The sequence below is a fragment of the Gordonia malaquae genome (genome assembly GCF_037148075.1).
In the GTDB taxonomy this organism is placed as follows: domain Bacteria; phylum Actinomycetota; class Actinomycetes; order Mycobacteriales; family Mycobacteriaceae; genus Gordonia; species Gordonia malaquae.
This window is the reverse complement of record NZ_JBBCUB010000008.1, coordinates 139380-155571: the sequence shown is the minus strand read 5'-3', so window position 1 is coordinate 155571 and position 16192 is coordinate 139380. Positions and strand designations below refer to the sequence as shown.

The following is a 16192-nucleotide window of genomic DNA, read 5'->3' as shown; positions in this document are numbered from 1 at the left end:
TCCGATCCAGACCTTTCGTCTACTGATAATACAGCACAGTTCCCGGGCCGCACCAGCGAACGCCACGCCGACTTGGGTGTGTCGATATTCGTTCCGGCGGCGCACTTAGAATGGCCGATAATTGCAGCCACTCATAGGGCGCAATTCATGCCTCGACGTACCGCAAATATCAGGTGTTGATGCCGAGTTTTACGACCCGGCAGCCGTGCGAACATCCAGTCCCCACTTGTCGAGCTGATCCGACACCGGCGTGCCCAGTCCATCGCGCGCAACATGGACGCCGACCAGGTAGAGCCCACTTTCAGTACGGAGGAAGAGGCCTGCCCCGGAGTCGCCGGGGGCGCTCGGTGCCGACACTTGCACTCTGTCATCGCTGGCGTGGCCGTTGAGCGCACCACAGCGGTATCCCGAGGTCGCTCCGCGTGAGCAGATCTGGGGCGACTGAACTTGGTTGAGTTCCTCGGGACTCAGGACTCCCACGATGGGCAGCGGACCCTCTCCGTTGAGATCCACCGAGTCGGTGTAGGTCGTCCCCACATCGAGCGCGATCACGCCCAGGTCCCCGTCGTCGATTGCGACAACCCGACGGACTTCTCCAACACGGTCGCCGACTTGCTCGCCATGGGCGCTGTACACGGCGTCACCTTCAGCTCCACAGTGCCCGGCAGTAAGAGCGAAGATCGCGCCACGTCGCGATGTGCCAATGGCGGCCACCGTGCAGTAGGACCACCCGTCCGCCGATTCGACGGCGATCTCTGTCGCCGCCGCGACCGGCCGAGACGGCGTCGACGCCCCAGCCTGCCCCGCGAACAACATGGCCACACCAGTGAGTACTGCCAGAACGGCTACGATACCAGCTCCGCGTCGTAGTGAATTCACATGATTCATAGTGGTGATAGTATCACACGTAAAGTGTTCTATCCGACGCGTCCGCGCTTGACGATCTTGTCAAGGAGTTTCTGTGCATCAGTGCCGGGGTCGTCTATCTCGGCACGACCGTGGCGCGCCGCCGCCTCCCCGCTATCGAATAGCGGCACCGGCGACTGATACGCGATGATCGCCTGGGCAACCTCCGGTTCCATCATTCCGCGCGATACAGCCACCCTCGGCGCCAGCAACTCCTCGCCGTGACATCCGGCCCAACCAGCACTACACGCGCATCCTCAGACACTCCGTCGTACTGGTGACACAAGAACAGGCGGACCGGCTGCTCTCCAGTCGGAGCATCGTATGCGCGGAGCTTCTCGTACTCCGACTCGGCCCAGACGCCCGATGGGACGTCTCGCCGATACGGACACGACTCACACGGCCTGGGTGCTGGCGAGGTCACTTTCACCTTCGCCATACTACACGTCCCCATACCGCCGCATGGCACGCGCAGTAATTGCATTTCTCTCGATTCCGTGTGTTACTATCACTGCTGTAGAAGTTGATAGACACCACGAACTGGAGAGAACAATGAACTGGACCTCAGCCCTCGCCGACCTCGTCTTCGCATCCATCGTCGTCGGCCTGATCGCTTTCCTCCTCATGGCCGCAGTGCAGTTCCTGCGCGCCCCGATCTACCCCAACCGGCCGCGCTTCCACCGGGACAACATCACCGCCCGGCACACTCGCGCTCCGCAGCAGTCGCGGCACACCCATCCGAACCTCGTCCGCCCGAAGGCCCCGCACACGGTGCACTCCACACGCACCCCGGCGCCCGTCCCGACCTACCGCGAGCCTCATTACCGGCGCGCGGCATGAGACTGGGCCAACCTCGCCGGGCTACCGGTAGTCGCTCAGGTCCACAACCGCAACCGCCGTCAGTCCTGATCGTTCGCCCAGGCCGTCGAGGGATTGGATCAGATCTGGCCGGAGGGCGTCGGCGGTGCGCAGTTGCTGGATCTGGGTGACGTACTCCGGCGCAGATCCGGCACGCGGCCGATCGTCCGGGCGGGCACCGTCGTTGTCGCCCGTCGCATGTGGAGCGGGAAGCAGTCCGTACTCGGTGAACAAGATCGTCGACAGTGGCAACGATTGCTTGAAGAATGGCTCTACCTCGGGCTCAGACGCGGCCCCTGCGAACTGCGCCTTCACCAGCTCCGCGTGGAGCGCCGACGCTCCCCAGTACGCGATGTGAGACTTGCTGATGTAGCCGAGCCGATCGCCGCAGTCTCGACAGTCATACGCGACTCGGCCCGAACAGACCTGATCGTGATCGTGATAGTCGATGGCCCAGGAGTTCCACGTGGGCGCGCTCGCACGTACGCTCGCCGCGGCCGCAAGCTCGCTCTGAAGTCCCCGGACCGCCGCTGCAGCAGCCACTCCGTACTCGTCGTGGCCGGGGGGCGTGGTCGGCCATCCGTTGTAGAAGCAGTAGTACGGGGTGATGACGAAGGTCGCGGAGTTCCCGGACATGTGCCCGTGTGAATCCAGCCCCTGCGCCGACGAACTCAACAGGGCATCGATCTGCAGTCGGCGCGATCGACCGACCGTGTCTTTCAACGCTGGGTAGCGCGCTGTGAGCGCAGCCGTACGCGGATAGGCCATCTTCGCCTGCACTCGCGCGCATCGCCAGTTCGTGCCATCCCGGGTGATCCACCACTCCCAGTCCGCGCCGGTCTTCGCCTCCATCGCTTTCGACCGGAAGACGTATTGCGAGACGCCGCCCATCGCCTTGATCCGGCGGGTCAGTGTCGTAGTCAGGTGCTCCTCATTGAGCACCGCACTGCCGCTGTGCCCCCGGAACGACAGCCAGTCCGTGGACATCTCTTTCCACGTGTCCTTGCCGAACTCGTCGATGGCCTGAGCGATCTTCTCCAGTTGTCGTCGAGCCGTCGGCACTGTGGCCATCAGAGGATCACCTGCGCACGTACTCGGCGATGCACCACAACGAACTCCTAGATCGGTGGAACGAGCACTCGCCGATCTACTGCGGTCGGCGAGTGCTCATTGACCTTCGTTCGAGCCAAGGTAGGCCATCAGTGCTGCGACGTTTGCCACCGGGTCGTAGATGTTCATCGACGTGCTCGGCCTGTGGTGCCGGAGGAACGTCGCGGGGATCAGCATTCCCAGCCCTCGACCCGCCGACGGCGCTCCGCCGTCGGCCAACGCCACATCCACCGAATCTGGCTTCTGCTCCAGGGCGTCGACGCGGCGCCCGCTCTCTGTCTCGATGACCTCGCGAGCCCGTGTTCGCACATCCACGCCCGAGCTGGTCAGCCCTGGCGCTCCGGCCTGGTCGTAGGCCAGGTCCAGCAGCGCCTCGACTTGATCGGGGGTGAGGGTCCGCGGGGCGGGTCGATCGAAGACCACGACCGCCTCCGGCGGCGTCGGCGGCGGCGGCGCGTCGCCTGCATTGCGCGAGCAGCTCGCGATGACCGCGACGATCGCGATCATGGACACCACGACCGCAGTTGTCAGCGGCCTGGATCGCGAGGGTGGGCGTCTATCACCGAGCGTCGCCGGTGTCTCACGGCCCTGATTCGTTGCCGGGTCCATCTCAGCTCAGGTGTCGAACGGCAATGTCGGTCGCCTCGTTGACGCTGACCGGGCCCACCGTCTTGTTGGGACTGGTGGACGAGCCTGTCACGACGTCGAAGCCGCCTGCGACACGTCCAATGGCCGCCCAGCGTTCCCCACCGTTGATCCTGACAACCGACGCCGTTCCGTAGTTGTCGTCGTTGCGGATCTCGGGGGCGCCGCCGATGCGGGCTGCGACGTCCTCGGCGATGGACAGTGTGGTGACTGAGTCGCTCATGCGGGGTGGCCTTTCGAAGGTTGCGAGTATGTCGAGATGGGACGCAGAGCGATCCTCCCGATCACTGCCACCCCCGGATTCTACCTTCGATATTATCAGCAGTTGTCGAGACGGTTGAAGAATCCGACTGGACGACATTCGCTCGTCGTCGGCAGGCGTTCTCCTTCTACTCGGCCTGCACAGGCAGCGCCGCGGAGATCATGACCGACAGGTCGAGGTAGTCGGTCCGGCACAATGCCCGGGTGTCGGTCTGGTCGCCGGAGCAGTTGCGGCTGTAGTGCTCTGCAAGCGTGGTCAGGTAGCGCTGCCGGTGCCCGGCGACCCGGGCGGTCGTGCTCGCGCGACTGGTCAGCGCCACGACCCCGGTGGCCGCAATGTGATCGCACTTCGCGATCGTTTCGGCGGCTGACGAACACGTCCGCAGCCCCGTCGCTACGGCCGCCAGCGTCGGCACCGGTTGCTCGACCTCATCGCGCCCGAAGACGACCCACGCCGCCGAGGTGGCGATGATCGCCAACAGCACTGCCAGTGCCGCCGCACCCGTCCGAATCACGCCCTTCCCGCTGTCGCGGCCATCAGTTCCCCCGAAGATGTCCATGTCCCGATATTATCGGCGGGCACCACTGGCTGGGATGAGCGGCCAGGCCGCGACGCCGGGTCTCGCTGTTTACCGGGGCGGGACGTAGAATCGATTCAGATTCCAGCACATCAGGGGGAAATGATGTCCGACGATCAACTCTCGCTATTCGACGTCGTCGACACGGTCGCACGGTCGAGCAGTCACGGGTTCCGCATTCCCGCGGTCCAGGCGACCACTGGCGTGACCTACCGCCAACTCGACTACTGGGCCCGCACACACGTCGTCGAACCGAGCATCCAGGCCGCCGCAGGATCGGGGACCAAGCGGCTCTACTCGTTCACTGACATCGTCCACGTGAAGATCGTCAAACGCCTCCTGGACACCGGCATTTCACTGCAGAGCATCCGCCGCGCCCTGGACATCTTGCGCGCTCGGGGCGACGACGCTGAGGCGCTCTCGGCCATCACCCTGGTAGGCGACGGCACCACCATCTACGAGTGCACCGACGACGGCGACGTCATCGACCTCCTCGCGGGTGGACAGTGCGTCTTCGGCATCGCGATCAAACGCACAGTCGAGGAGGTTCGCGGCCAGATCGCGCAGTTCCCTGCCGAAGCGGGCGCTGCGACCTCCGCCGCCGCTACCGAGGACGTCGTCCTCGGTGACGAACTCGCCCTACGACGAGCACGACGGGCAGGCTGACTCAGCCACCACGCCCGGGGGGCACACCGCTGGCGCTGCTCACCACCCTGGCGAGCAGCGACCGGCGATCAGGACGCGATGGCGATGACGGTCTCGATGTACGCGCGCGCGGCATCAGTCGAGGCGAATCGTTCCCCTCCGGCCAGGTATCCGACGTCGCCGGTCGGGGTAGCTTCCACCGCGCGGTAGATCCTGCCGGAGTCTTCATCGCCGGGGACCCCGAAGCTCGATTCGACGAAGTAGCGGCCGCCTATGACCTCGCTCTCGATGCGCGACCCGTGGTAGGCCGTGGTCGTCGGATCGAACCAGCTGTGGCCGATCTTGGTGTTGGCCGCTTTGATGTCGTCGATCGTGTTGTAGGTGCTCATCCGGTTACCTTCTCTCTGCGTATCACTCTCGTGCGCAGGTGTGGATGGTGCATGAATCGGGGTCGATCCTGCAGTTGTTCAGCAGCCCGCGAGCACGCGGGCCATCGCCGATTTCTCTGATGCGGTGACCCACAGATCGTACCGCTTTTTAACCAGGACCTGGCGCGTGATGTACTCGCACCTGAAAGCCTTGTTCGGCGGCAGCCATGCGTCAGCGCTCTTGTCGCCCTTGGATTGGTTGGTTTTTCCGTCCACCGCAAGCAGGTTTATAGGGTCGTTGGCCAGGTCTTGCCGTCGGGCTGCGCTGATGTTCTGAGCCCCGGTTATCCAGGCGTTCTTCAGGGCGACGATGTGCTCGATATTGATCTTGTCGAAGGGCACCACGGTTCCGGTGTACTTGTCGTGGAGGATTCCCGCTGTGACTTTGCATCCGTGGGTCCCGGGCTTGATGGTGACCTCGACGAGATCTCGCCGTCGGATGTCCGACTTGGTGTCGCATCCGTTGTGCCCGCCCTGGACCGTGACGTCGTCGGTCCACGGCGGCCCGAAGGAACCTCTCCTGTCGTATCCGGTCTCGGGCGCCTTACCGCGGACTGGAAGGCTTTCCAGTATCGCCATCGGTGGCGCCTCCGCGGTGGGCGCGGCGCTGGTTGCTTCCGGTGCCACGCTGGGGAGGTCTGATGCGGGCGGGAGCGCATCTCGGCTACCGACGGGTGCCTGACTCGTCGAGGGCGGCGCAGCACTGCTGTCGGAGTGCGACTTCGGGCTGGCCAGCATTGCCGCAACGACGGCTATGACCGGGACGATGAGCAGCACCAGCCGAATCCATCCGCGGCGCGATGCCGGGAGTCGTCGTGGCAGGCGGCGCGCGAGCCTGGCCGCTGCTGTGGCGATATTCGCGAGGGTCACGAGGCGCTCACGCACGCGCCGTCGGATGAGTTCTCGGCAGATTCGGCCCGGGCGAGCGCGGCGTGCAGTTCTCGAATGTATGCGCGTTGGTACTGGCGAGTCGCCCGTACGCGCCTGGTGACAAGTACGACAAGCCAATCGATGAGCACGCCGATGACGACGATCACGGTCGTCCCAGCGGCGGCGAAGGTGTACAGGCCGTCGACGACGGCCGGTGGACGTCCGATGTAGACCGCGAGAACCGACGCCGTTGCGACAATGCCGAGCCAGATCGCCGAACGTGCGACGACGATGACCGATCCCGGCCTACAACGGCCATGGATGCCGGTGATGGCGGCCAGGACGCCGATGGCGCCTCCCAAGTAGAGCAACAGGGGCACCGTCCACAGTGACCAGTCTTGAAGATCCTCTACCACCAGCACCTATTCGCTCCTCCTCGGTGACTGTGCGGCGCCGAGTGGCGCGCGTGTTCGCAGTCGCCGTTGCTGCATCGCCATGTTGTCTGCTCGATGAGCCAGTAGTCCTCACCGGTGAAGTCCAGCAGCCCCATCGCCCGCCAGATCATATCGGTCAAACGGCGGCGGCTACGCCGATCGTCGCTGGTGTGCGGCAGCTCGTTGTGCAGTGCCGCCAATGCCTCTGGCGGGAGCGATGTCGCGTATCGATCGTGCTGCAACGGCAGTGGCCCACCGAGGGCTTTTCCGTAGCCTTCGGCCGCGAGCGCGTGATGGACGATGAGCGATGCGTGCGCGGCGTGCACTGGCACGCTCAGTCCTCGGGAGGACCGCAGCAGGTACTTGTCACGAACTGGAGCGGGAAGACACTCGGGGTGCATGGTCGGGTGCGGCCCAGCTGGCTCGTGCTCGACGGCGCCGATCTGGTCCCTGGCGACTTCGATGCTCGTCGCGGAAGGGTCACCGCAGGGCAGGACCGAGCACGCTCCGCGTGGGCTCAACGGAGTGGCGGTCACGATCGCGAGCACCTCTCGCCGCTGCAACCGCACTCGCACCCACTCCCCGACAGTCGGCCTCGACAGTGATGTGGTCATAGCGTCGGCAAGGGGTCGAAGGTGATGCCGCCTGCCGGGGTCCCGTAGGGATCGAGCGTAGGCATCGCAGCGTGAGTGTCGGGCAGTGCGTGCCTCGGCCGGTGACCGCGGCCAGCGCCGATTGTCGGAGCTGGACTGGCCTGCTGGTCGCTCCGCAGGAGCGTGTCCGCCAGGAGTCGGGCGGCCGAGTCGCTGGCAGATCGATCCCCACTGCTCTCGGCTCGCCGGAATGCGGCCAGGGCGCTGCTCAGGTCGGGTCCGAGAATATCGGTGGTGCTCATAACGTGTTGTCCTCCCCAGTTACCAACAAAGTCATGGTGATATTATCACATCAGTTTGTGTGCTCTGCTGAACACGATGGATCGTTGTTCGTCACGCATCTGCTGCGTGCAGCTCAGGTCCCGAGGTCGGTTCGATCTCGGGCTTTCCATAGCTCGCTGTGGTGACTGCACAGGCGAAGGCGAGGCGCTGACGAGCCTGCAATTACCCGTAGGACACGCGCCCGCTGGCGGCGGCCGAAGGCGCCGCGCGTCTCACACTGTCGAGCGAAGCACTCGTCGCAGTCGGGAGCAGGTGAACGTACCGCCTGATACGACACCCGCTCTCGCGGCCTCAGATGCTGTTCGTCGGTGTCGAAAGTCGCCGACAGGGTCTGGTTCGAATCGTCCACTGTCGTCACCTCCACCGACGCCTTTGAACTCGGCCTGAGTTGATGTGATGTTGATCCACAGCGTCCCCCCGGATGCGCGTTGATTATCTGAGACAGATTCTAAACCTTTTTGCTGCATATATCGAGGTCTTTACCCGCTCCGAATCGCGCGCCTGAGAGCCTCGTTGGTACCGGCTCCAGCATCGTCTGATCAGGTGCGTGATCTCATGCCCATGGCTCCGCTAGTCCTGGTAGTATCAGCCGCTATCCAGATCCAACGGTTGTCTCTATGACGGCGGGTCTGGTGCCGGGTACGACTTCCGTGCCCGGGTCGAATATTGCTTCCATGCAGGGGGAACCAGAGATGAACCGAACCAAGAAATTCGCGGTCGCTGCGGCGGCCTGTGCCGCACTTATCGGCGGGGCGGGCGCCGTCGTGGACAGTCCCGCCGACGCCGCGATCTACCCGGTCGGGAAGGTCCAAGGGCACGCCGCGTTCGCCATCGGTCCGTACGCCAAGAAGGAGGTGTGCCAGAAGCGCGCCGACATCCTGAAGTCCGCGGGGGCCAAGCGATTCGGGTCGATGTTCGGCGAGTGCTACTTCCGCAACGGGGCCTGGTGGGCCCGCAGCCCCTGGGCCGCCTGACTCGTGGCCATCCAACCTCGATCCGAGACCGGGCGGAACCTCCGCCGGATCGCCGACAACCTCCGCCAACGGCAGGTGACCGTGATCGTCGAGGCACTCTCGACCGAGGCGATCCCTGGTGACGAGGATCTGCGATATCTGCACTCAGTCATCGCCGACGCCCACGCGGTGCTCACTCGCGCCGTCGATGAGATCTGATCGACGACGCGCACCAACGCAGTAGAGGGCGGGACTCCACGAGTCCCGCCCTCTTCCGTTCATCGGAGCCTTCCCACGCCACCTCAGACCTGCCGGACTCCCGGTGTTGCGATCCAGGCAGCTCGGAGCGTCGTCGACTGTTGCGGCATCGCCATGAGCGCACCCTCGTACACCCCGCCCGGACGAAGCTGGTCACGGTATCCCGCGATCGTGGTCACTGATCCGTCCTTGCACAGCTTCGCCTCGACGACCACCTCGCGGCCAGCGTGCTCGACCTGCCTGATTACTTCGAACTTCAGCGCAGTCATTCGTCCCCCTTGTCGGCGCTCGCCAGCAGAGCACCCATTCTTTGTGATAGTAGCACTTCGCGAAGAGGGAGATGCTGCCATGTTGGCGCGATCGGACCAGTAGTCGGTGACCCGCACGTATCGCAAATGCGGTCCGATCACCGCACGTAGCGGTAGGATTCGATTCCAGCGGGCCTCGTTCGATTGGTTGTGGAGGTGCCCCCACGTGACCGCCATCCCCCAGGCGGCATCCCCCGGGGGTAGCTTTCCTGCCAAGTCTGCGCAGACACGATGGCGCCCGCATTGTGGGTCAGAAGCGCGCCGACCTTATCGACCCCCCGAGGGTCGGCGCGCTTCTCACCCGAGAATTCCGCGTCGCGCAGCCACGACCATTGGACCGAGTTCCCGCGCGTCCAATGGTTCGGTGGAGATGATGCGATCGAGGTCCACCCGACGGAGGCGCACCACCACCGGCGGCCTGGCTGCATCGAGTGCACGGACCGCGAGGATTGCCAGCACCACATCGAGCGCGACCACGATCGACAACCCGATCGCGGGCCCGTACCAGCCGAGCGCCCCCGATACGATCGCCCCGGCGGCGGCCGCCAGCAGCTGGACCACAGACAGCGTGAGTGCGCCTTGCTGTGCGCGGTAGCGCCCGACTGCGAGGAGTCGCGCTCGCGACCGCGCTGATTCTCGCGCCGCGGGTCCAAGGTCAGGGTCGACCATGTCGCGCAGCGCAGTGGCGTAGTCCTGGCTGCGTCGGCGCAGCCAGCTGGTGGTCCCGATCGCAAGCGCCGTCCGCGCGAGCCCTGAGGCCACCACCACGCCGACTGCGGCCGCCAGCCACCACTCGGTGGTCATTCCAGTCCGGCCTTAGCCTTCACCTGCGCCCATCCGCCGAACCGCTTCGCGAGGTTGGGTAGACCCAATCCGTCGTTTGCTTCCCGCCAGCTGGTGTAGAAGTCCTGGGTCATCCGCCGCGGAGCTTTTCCGGTCTCCTCTGCGTAGGCGGCACCGGCCTTCTGGACGCCCCCGAGGGCCTCCTCGTCGCTGATGTGGACTTCTCCGGCCTTGCTGTACGGGTTCGGGTCGAGCCCGGCCGCAGCGCAGGCGTTCTTCCATCCCTTGAACCGTCTGATTGCAGTGATCACGGCCGGTTCATCATCTTCGACGTAACGGACGTACTGATTGGTCGACAGGGTGGTCACTCCGCCCAGTTCGGCCGCGATGCGCTGAATGGCGGCGATGACTCTGGCCTTGGCCTCATCATCGTCGGCGGCACGTCGGCCTGCAGGAGCACGCTTGACTTGGGACCGGGTGCGGACTTCGGCGTCGTCGACGACCAGGCCCGCAGCGCGAAGCCCGGCCTTCCAGTTGCCGAATAGTCGAGTCGCGGTCACGGCCGCGGGGTCATCGTCGGTGCGGTGGCGCTGGTAGTCGCTGTAGCTCAGGGTGGATACCCCTTGTTCGCGAGCGATGCGCTGAATGGCGGCAACCACGGCCGCCGAGGTGTCGCCGTTCGTCCGGTTGTCGGTCATCGTGTGGCTCTCCCTCCTCTCTGCGTACGCGGGGTTACGCGCCTGATCAGACCGGATCGATCGTCGGGCACAGCTTCCACCGCTCCTTCTCCCACTTCATGACCACCGTGAAGGTGCGCCGTTGGGGCGTAGGAGGCACCTTCCAGTTGTCGGTGATGCTGGCCGAGACTTGCACTTGCCCGTCCGCGGGCGCGTGACCTGACGCTGCGAGCACCTGCGCATCGGCGATCTCTTGGACTGGCACGAACTTCTTTGCTCGCCGGTACGCGTCCAGTAGCGACGCGGTGTCGGTGAGTCCTCGAAGCTCGATGTCGGCGTCGATGAACTCTTGGCACGTCGCTTGCGCGAAGCTGTCTACGTCCTCGGCGTCTTTCGCCGACTGGTGCAGGTCCCACACTTGCTTGGCCGCGTCGAGGGTCAGGTCTTCTTTGGCGGCGAGGTCGTCAGCGTCCGGATCGCCTGTGCTCCCGCTGCTTATTCGCGGGTGTGCTGGATCTTCGGCTACGGCGGTACCGTTGTCGCGGCCTCCCACGATCACGGCAACGAGGACCGCTACGGCGATCGTCACTGCGGTCAATCCGATGATCGCCACAGGCCGCCAGGGACCGCTGGGCGGTCGCTGCTGGGTCACGCTGTCTCCGCCCTTCGCCGATACAGCTGGGCTCCATTGCCCAGCATTTCACCATACGATAATGTCACATGGTAAATATTGGTGCAAGGAGACGCACTGGGGGCACGTTGAATTCCACGCAGACCAATCGCACGGCATCGCACTACGTTAAGCAGGTCGTACGCTCGAAGATATTCCTGTGGATCGCGGCCTTCTTTGTCGCCGTCGCGGTCGCTTCGGCAGTCGTGAGCACCACCATCAGCGCCGTGGCGGCGCCAGCAGCAGGCATCAAAGCGGCCGTGGACTGGTTCTTTGACTTCATCACTCCCGGCAGTGACGACGAACCCGACCAGTCGGCCAAAGACTCGCTGCTCTCCTGCCTGTCCAGCACAGACCCCGCCGATTACGAATCCGTCATCGCCTCGATTCCCGATCAGTCAGATCCCCATATAGCCCACGGATTCATCCTCATGAGTCTCATTGAAAACCAGGGCTTAACTCCAGCCACACCGTCCACATCGGCCACCCATTCATCGGCCCGACCCAGCGCACGCGCCACCGAGGACCGCGCATCCGACACCGATGACTACGAGATGTTCGCCCAACGGTGGAAGGACGCCGACGCCGAGATCCTTGCCCCGGATGACTCGGCAACCCCGACAGTCAAACGCCTACGCCCACGCGACGGCTCCTGGCCATCGGTCCCGCCGGAACTCCAGGTGATCGATCCGACGATGACCGACCAGGTGGCCGAGCCCTACAGCGCCGACGCCCTGGCCGTCCTACTCATCCTCGATCGCCAGGGGACAGTAGACCTGTCCGAGGACGACAACTTCGCAGCCTCAGCAGCGCTCGCCCAACGCTGCGACGTCGACGAGTGACCCCTTCACTGACCCGCACAACCACCACCGATCACACCGCAGGGGGACGACCTTCGTGAACCGCATGGACCTTCAGCTTGGCCACATGATCCACCTACTCTCACTCGCCAAGCGCCGAACCTTCGAACTCGGCCCGATCCCCACCGAACTGCCCGACGACGTCCGAGCAGTGGTCATCGACCACCTTCACCAAGCCGGGCTCACCGACTCCAACGGCGCGACACTGACCGAACTGGGCCAAAGCCTGATCGAGCCACTCGGCGCCACCGACGAGCACTACTGGGGCATCTTGACCCTGCACAACATGCGACAGCCCGTCGTGTTCGACGTCGACGACCACTGGATGTACATGCTGCAGGAAAGCCTGCGCACCGCGGCAATCAGCGGCCCCAAGGTGTACTTCCTCATCGCCCGCAGCGACAAGGTCCTCACCACCGCCATCCGCAACGGCAACGAGTTCTCGTTGTCCACCCAACCGCTCACCGGCGGCAGATCCTTCACCGAGCGCACGGCCGAGTTCATCATGACCCTGGCCGACCCGACCGGCCGAACCTGGCCGGTCGCCCCGATCACGTCCTTCGCCGTGCCGTACAGCGCGCTGGGCGATGCTCCGGCACGCGGATTCAACGCCGATGCACCCGCTGAACAGAAGAACGCCTACCGGCGCCTGGTCTCGTCCTGGACCTCGGGCCTTGCCGATCGGCTGCCTGCACCGGCTCTGTCGACCCTGACTCGCCTGCTCACCGCCGACCACTCCGCGGCCGCATCAGTGCTCTACACCCGCGGCCCCGAGCGTCACACCAGCGATCACTCGGCGACCCTGGATTTCTTCCACGAGCTGGGAATCGTGGCCACCCATCCTCGTCAGACCGGCGATGGCGCCCTCTGGAAGCACATTGCTCCGGGAACCTCGGCGGCGTTCGAGACGGCCCTACAGTCGCTGGTGACCGGCCCCTCGACACCGCAGAAGGTGTTCGACACCGCGAGTACCGCGGCCCGCAGCGCGAAGGAGCGCCAGGCGCAGGAGGCCCGACAGTACGTCGATATCGGGCTGCTCGCTTCGCATATCGATCCGTCGCGTCTTGCATTCCTGACCGTCGACCCCGCCAGCGAGGCTCATCAGCAGTTGGTCGAGCACTTCAAGCTCACCGTCGTACCGGCGTGGGTAGCCTCGGGCGAACTGGCGGTCTCGGACTGGGACCTCGCTGCTGCCTGCCCCGTGCTGCCCGCGTCGATCTCTGTCGAGCAGCTCGCCGCGGCGCTGCGAGCCGAGCCCGAACGCCTCGCAGCCGCCGAGCAGCTTCGCGCCACGCGTTCGATCGCCACGGTGGAGGAGCTGATCGTCGCCGACATCGTCGGCAGCTACCAAATGACCATCGTCATGGCGTTCACCTCCCTGCAGGGAAGCCACTGACCTGTCGGCGGCCACAGACAGCATCAGGGGCGCACATCCTAGGTGGATGTGCGCCCCTGATGTATGTGCAGTGAACAGATCAGTTGATCGGCACCCTGCGGACGTGCGTGTGAATCAGGCGATCTGCGCGGCGGTGGACGAGTCCAGACCGGCCGTGTCCGATGCGTTGTTCACGCTGGCACGGGCGAGCAGCTGAACGGTCTGTTCTGCGGAGTCGATGATGCCGCGGTTCGACTGCGCGAACGCCAGACCGGCGTTGACGACGCCACCGGCACCGTCGGCGGCGATGGTCTGGAACGAGGTGCCCGTTGCGGTAGCAGACTCGACCAGGCCCTGGCCGTTGGCGCGGGCAACTGCAGCGGTCGATTCGACGCCGCCCTGATCGCTAACAATGCGTGTCATGGTGTTTCTCCCCTGTGTTCGTAAGTGTGGTGGTGAGCCGGAGTGGGTTAGACCGGGATCGCGTTCATCGCCGCGGCACCCTGCGCCTGCAGGTCCTGGTTCTGAGCGGTGTAGGTCGTCACCTTCTGGCTGGTGGCCTCGACGATCTGGGCCTGCTGGTTCATGCGCGCGCGCAGTTCGCCTGCCTTCACTGCCAGTGCGGTGCCCGCGGCACCGATCTGGACGCTCTGCGATGCCTGCTCGGCAGCCGAAGCGATTGCTCCGCCGTGCTGCATCGTGCGACCAGCGTGTTCCATCATCTTGCTGGCCTCCCCCACGAAGACGTCCGGTGTCTGAGCGGTACGTGGTGCCATGTTCGGTTCCTCCCGGTCACACAGTCCCTGGCCGGGACCGTGAGCGAATTTGTTGTCATCAAGGCTACGACTCGCGTTGTCTGCACTCGACGGCCTACACCTCGTAATCGGCACTATACCGCAACGGCGCGCTGTTGCGCAGTACCAGATTCATCGGATTTTGATGTCGGAATAATCGTGAGCGGAAACTCTTGTTCCGCCGCCTGAATAACTTGACCGGGAGACGCCGCGGAAGCGGCCGCTTTACGCGCACCATGGGGGTGCATCGGCGGCATCATGGGCGCAGCCGGGCGCGTCGCGGTAGGAGCATTGGGCACGCCGGAGAATCCCGCTGGAGCAGCGGCGACCGGCGTCGCAGTCCGCGTCATCTCACCCAACGGCATCGCTGTAGGCATCAAACCGCCGCCCACGCCGCCGCCGAGACCACCGCCCGAACTGGAACCCGAACCCGAGGACGACCCGCCAGTGAACGCCCCCAGAGGCGCTCCACCACCGAGCATGTTTCCCCAGTTCGTCGTGTCGCCCGAGCTGGGTGGGTACATCATCGGATTCATCATCTGTTGCCCCATGCCCATGCTTTGCGACATCGCCTGTTGGGGCAACTGCTGCGCGGCGGTGTTGGCCGCATGCGGCTGTCCCGCCTGCGAGGTAACGCTCTTGCCGTGGGCATCAGCGACGGTCTTGGCCGCACTGGCCAGGTCCCCGGCGCCACCAGTGGTCAGCGGCGGCGGAAGCGGCACCGGCTTAAAGGCGGTCGCCGAATTCACGCCGATGTCGTAGGCGGTCATGACCGATCCGTTGTGCGCCCAGTAGGCGGCGTATTCGAGTTCCAACCGGACGGCCTCGGTGTTGGGCGCTCCGAGGAAACAAGCTATCTGAGCAGTGCGCGCGGCGACCCGGTTGGCGATGATGATGGGAAGGGGGACCATCGTCATCAGACCAGTGAAGTACGTCTGCACGACCTGCCAGCTCGCGGTCGCATTGACCATCGACATGGTCTGCATCTTGGCCAACCATGCCGCGAACGGAGCTGCAGCGCCCGCGAATTTCCCTGACCCGAGACCGGCCCAGTTGCCGGTGATCAAACCGGTCTGCGCGGCGAAGGTCGCCGTGGTCTCGGCGACGATGCCGACCTGCGCGGTCCATTCCAGTGCGGCCGCGAACCAGGTCGGTACGCCCACTCCACTGCCGTATCGTCCTGCATTGATCTCCGGCGGATACAAGCCCCACGGCTCGACTCCCATGACCTACCCCGTTCTTTCGTGCCACCCACCTACGAACGCAAGAACTGCCCGTCCTTCGGCCCGCTTGATGAGCAGAAGAACGGGCAGCCCGCGTCGAACGTCGGTGGTCTGCGTCTTTCTTAGACTGCGACCGCGCCAATGGTCGCCGCACCGGCGGCGTCGATGGCCAAGTTCTTGACGTTGTTCACGCTGACCAGGGCCGCGACCTTGGCCATCTGGTCCAGGCCGAGGTTCAGCGCTGCCGAGAACTCCTGAGTGTTCACCTGCTGCTGGGCCACTGCCTGCGCGCTCGCACTGTCGTTGGTCGGCGGGAAGATTGCGCTGGTGATCGCATGCACTGCGTTGTGTGCCAGCGCGGTCTGTCCCGACAACGCGCCGACAGCGGCCGAAACGGCGTCCTGGGCGCCGGTGTCGGCGATCTTCATGGTGTTCACGTCTGTTTCCCTCCCTGATGAACATGTGTGGGCGGCGGCGTTGCCGACCCCCCTCCCCTGGCAGCTTAGCAGCTTGCAGGGGAGGTCACTAGATACGCCGAGTGCGGCGGTTCGGAGCCGATGGATAACTCTCAGTTTGTGCCCCACATATCCCACCGCGGTCTACAACCCGAAGTGCGGTCTA

General features: G+C 64.8%; 26 protein-coding genes. 6 read left to right on the top strand and 20 right to left on the bottom strand.

Annotation, left to right across the window (positions count from 1 at the left end; all coding sequences use genetic code 11):
- Positions 1-189 precede the first annotated feature (189 nt).
- The 3 genes from WFK36_RS22230 to WFK36_RS22220 all read right to left on the bottom strand — a co-directional run bounded on the left by WFK36_RS22230 (position 190) and on the right by WFK36_RS22220 (position 1345).
- Positions 190-822 carry a chymotrypsin family serine protease gene (locus WFK36_RS22230; RefSeq protein ID WP_419717519.1) on the bottom strand — a complete coding sequence of 211 codons (633 nt, stop codon included), beginning with the start codon at positions 820-822 and terminating at the stop codon, positions 190-192.
- Positions 823-917: 95 nt separating this feature from the next.
- A complete protein-coding gene (locus WFK36_RS22225) occupies positions 918-1103 on the bottom strand; it encodes a DUF6283 family protein (protein WP_336794379.1) in 186 nt (61 codons plus the stop codon).
- Positions 1082-1345 (bottom strand): DUF6283 family protein, encoded by a 264-nt coding sequence (locus WFK36_RS22220; protein ID WP_336794377.1) that lies wholly within the window; start codon positions 1343-1345, stop codon positions 1082-1084. Before WFK36_RS22220 ends, WFK36_RS22225 begins: the two co-directional genes overlap by 22 nt.
- A 113-nt stretch (positions 1346-1458) precedes the next feature.
- Here WFK36_RS22220 and WFK36_RS22215 point away from each other — a divergent pair, with 113 nt between their 5' ends.
- A complete protein-coding gene (locus WFK36_RS22215) occupies positions 1459-1746 on the top strand; it encodes a hypothetical protein (RefSeq protein WP_336794375.1) in 288 nt (95 codons plus the stop codon).
- A 21-nt stretch (positions 1747-1767) separates the two neighbouring features.
- Here the strand turns inward: WFK36_RS22215 and WFK36_RS22210 are convergent, their stop codons facing one another.
- From WFK36_RS22210 to WFK36_RS22195, 4 genes are all read right to left on the bottom strand, one after another.
- The gene (locus WFK36_RS22210) at positions 1768-2835 is read right to left on the bottom strand and encodes a DUF6615 family protein (RefSeq protein WP_336794373.1); all 1068 of its coding nucleotides are present in this window, start codon (positions 2833-2835) and stop codon (positions 1768-1770) included.
- Between the two features lie 96 nt (positions 2836-2931).
- The gene (locus WFK36_RS22205; RefSeq protein ID WP_336794372.1) at positions 2932-3381 is read right to left on the bottom strand and encodes a hypothetical protein; all 450 of its coding nucleotides are present in this window, start codon (positions 3379-3381) and stop codon (positions 2932-2934) included.
- 103 nt (positions 3382-3484) lie between these two features.
- The gene (locus WFK36_RS22200) at positions 3485-3742 is read right to left on the bottom strand and encodes a hypothetical protein (RefSeq protein ID WP_336794371.1); all 258 of its coding nucleotides are present in this window, start codon (positions 3740-3742) and stop codon (positions 3485-3487) included.
- Between the two features lie 166 nt (positions 3743-3908).
- Positions 3909-4340: a hypothetical protein gene (locus WFK36_RS22195; protein ID WP_336794369.1), complete on the bottom strand. Its 432-nt coding sequence runs from the start codon at positions 4338-4340 to the stop codon at positions 3909-3911.
- 123 nt (positions 4341-4463) lie between these two features.
- On the opposite strand from WFK36_RS22195, the gene WFK36_RS22190 reads away from it, so the two are divergent.
- On the top strand, positions 4464-5024 hold the full coding sequence (locus WFK36_RS22190) for a MerR family transcriptional regulator (protein ID WP_419717521.1): 561 nt from the start codon (positions 4464-4466) through the stop codon (positions 5022-5024).
- Positions 5025-5092: 68 nt separating this feature from the next.
- Here the strand turns inward: WFK36_RS22190 and WFK36_RS22185 are convergent, their stop codons facing one another.
- From WFK36_RS22185 to WFK36_RS22165, 5 genes are all read right to left on the bottom strand, one after another.
- A complete protein-coding gene (locus WFK36_RS22185) occupies positions 5093-5392 on the bottom strand; it encodes a hypothetical protein (protein ID WP_336794367.1) in 300 nt (99 codons plus the stop codon).
- A gap of 78 nt (positions 5393-5470) precedes the next feature.
- Positions 5471-6301: an HNH endonuclease family protein gene (locus tag WFK36_RS22180; RefSeq protein ID WP_336794365.1), complete on the bottom strand. Its 831-nt coding sequence runs from the start codon at positions 6299-6301 to the stop codon at positions 5471-5473.
- Positions 6298-6723, bottom strand: coding sequence for a hypothetical protein (locus WFK36_RS22175; RefSeq protein WP_336794364.1), 426 nt, complete (start codon positions 6721-6723; stop codon positions 6298-6300). Before WFK36_RS22175 ends, WFK36_RS22180 begins: the two co-directional genes overlap by 4 nt.
- The gene (locus WFK36_RS22170; protein WP_336794362.1) at positions 6711-7349 is read right to left on the bottom strand and encodes a hypothetical protein; all 639 of its coding nucleotides are present in this window, start codon (positions 7347-7349) and stop codon (positions 6711-6713) included. The genes WFK36_RS22175 and WFK36_RS22170 overlap by 13 nt, the downstream gene beginning before the upstream one ends.
- A complete protein-coding gene (locus WFK36_RS22165; RefSeq protein WP_336794360.1) occupies positions 7346-7630 on the bottom strand; it encodes a hypothetical protein in 285 nt (94 codons plus the stop codon). The genes WFK36_RS22170 and WFK36_RS22165 overlap by 4 nt, the downstream gene beginning before the upstream one ends.
- A 732-nt stretch (positions 7631-8362) precedes the next feature.
- Between WFK36_RS22165 and WFK36_RS22160 the strand changes: the two genes are divergently transcribed.
- Together WFK36_RS22160 and WFK36_RS22155 are read left to right on the top strand one after the other, a co-directional pair.
- On the top strand, positions 8363-8644 hold the full coding sequence (locus tag WFK36_RS22160) for a hypothetical protein (protein ID WP_336794358.1): 282 nt from the start codon (positions 8363-8365) through the stop codon (positions 8642-8644).
- 3 nt (positions 8645-8647) lie between these two features.
- Entirely contained in the window at positions 8648-8842 is a 195-nt protein-coding gene (locus WFK36_RS22155; protein WP_336794357.1) for a hypothetical protein, read from the top strand.
- 83 nt (positions 8843-8925) lie between these two features.
- On the opposite strand, the gene WFK36_RS22150 is transcribed toward WFK36_RS22155, so the two are convergent.
- From WFK36_RS22150 to WFK36_RS22135, 4 genes are all read right to left on the bottom strand, one after another.
- Positions 8926-9150: a hypothetical protein gene (locus WFK36_RS22150; RefSeq protein WP_336794355.1), complete on the bottom strand. Its 225-nt coding sequence runs from the start codon at positions 9148-9150 to the stop codon at positions 8926-8928.
- A 336-nt stretch (positions 9151-9486) separates the two neighbouring features.
- Entirely contained in the window at positions 9487-9993 is a 507-nt protein-coding gene (locus WFK36_RS22145) for a hypothetical protein (protein ID WP_336794353.1), read from the bottom strand.
- Positions 9990-10670, bottom strand: a complete 681-nt coding sequence (locus WFK36_RS22140) for a homing endonuclease associated repeat-containing protein (protein WP_336794351.1) — start codon at positions 10668-10670, stop codon at positions 9990-9992. Before WFK36_RS22140 ends, WFK36_RS22145 begins: the two co-directional genes overlap by 4 nt.
- Before the next feature lie 46 nt (positions 10671-10716).
- Positions 10717-11301, bottom strand: coding sequence for a hypothetical protein (locus WFK36_RS22135; protein WP_336794350.1), 585 nt, complete (start codon positions 11299-11301; stop codon positions 10717-10719).
- A gap of 68 nt (positions 11302-11369) precedes the next feature.
- On the opposite strand from WFK36_RS22135, the gene WFK36_RS22130 reads away from it, so the two are divergent.
- Positions 11370-12161, top strand: coding sequence for a hypothetical protein (locus WFK36_RS22130; RefSeq protein WP_336794349.1), 792 nt, complete (start codon positions 11370-11372; stop codon positions 12159-12161).
- Positions 12162-12246: 85 nt separating this feature from the next.
- A complete protein-coding gene (locus WFK36_RS22125; RefSeq protein WP_336794348.1) occupies positions 12247-13575 on the top strand; it encodes an ESX secretion-associated protein EspG in 1329 nt (442 codons plus the stop codon).
- A gap of 114 nt (positions 13576-13689) precedes the next feature.
- On the opposite strand, the gene WFK36_RS22120 is transcribed toward WFK36_RS22125, so the two are convergent.
- From WFK36_RS22120 to WFK36_RS22105, 4 genes are all read right to left on the bottom strand, one after another.
- Positions 13690-13977 carry a hypothetical protein gene (locus WFK36_RS22120; protein WP_336794346.1) on the bottom strand — a complete coding sequence of 96 codons (288 nt, stop codon included), beginning with the start codon at positions 13975-13977 and terminating at the stop codon, positions 13690-13692.
- A 47-nt stretch (positions 13978-14024) separates the two neighbouring features.
- Complete coding sequence (locus WFK36_RS22115; protein WP_336794345.1) at positions 14025-14330, bottom strand: hypothetical protein; 306 nt, start codon at positions 14328-14330, stop codon at positions 14025-14027.
- A 113-nt stretch (positions 14331-14443) separates the two neighbouring features.
- Complete coding sequence (locus WFK36_RS22110) at positions 14444-15574, bottom strand: PPE domain-containing protein (protein WP_336794343.1); 1131 nt, start codon at positions 15572-15574, stop codon at positions 14444-14446.
- A 119-nt stretch (positions 15575-15693) separates the two neighbouring features.
- Complete coding sequence (locus WFK36_RS22105; protein WP_336794342.1) at positions 15694-16008, bottom strand: hypothetical protein; 315 nt, start codon at positions 16006-16008, stop codon at positions 15694-15696.
- Positions 16009-16192: the final 184 nt, after the last annotated feature.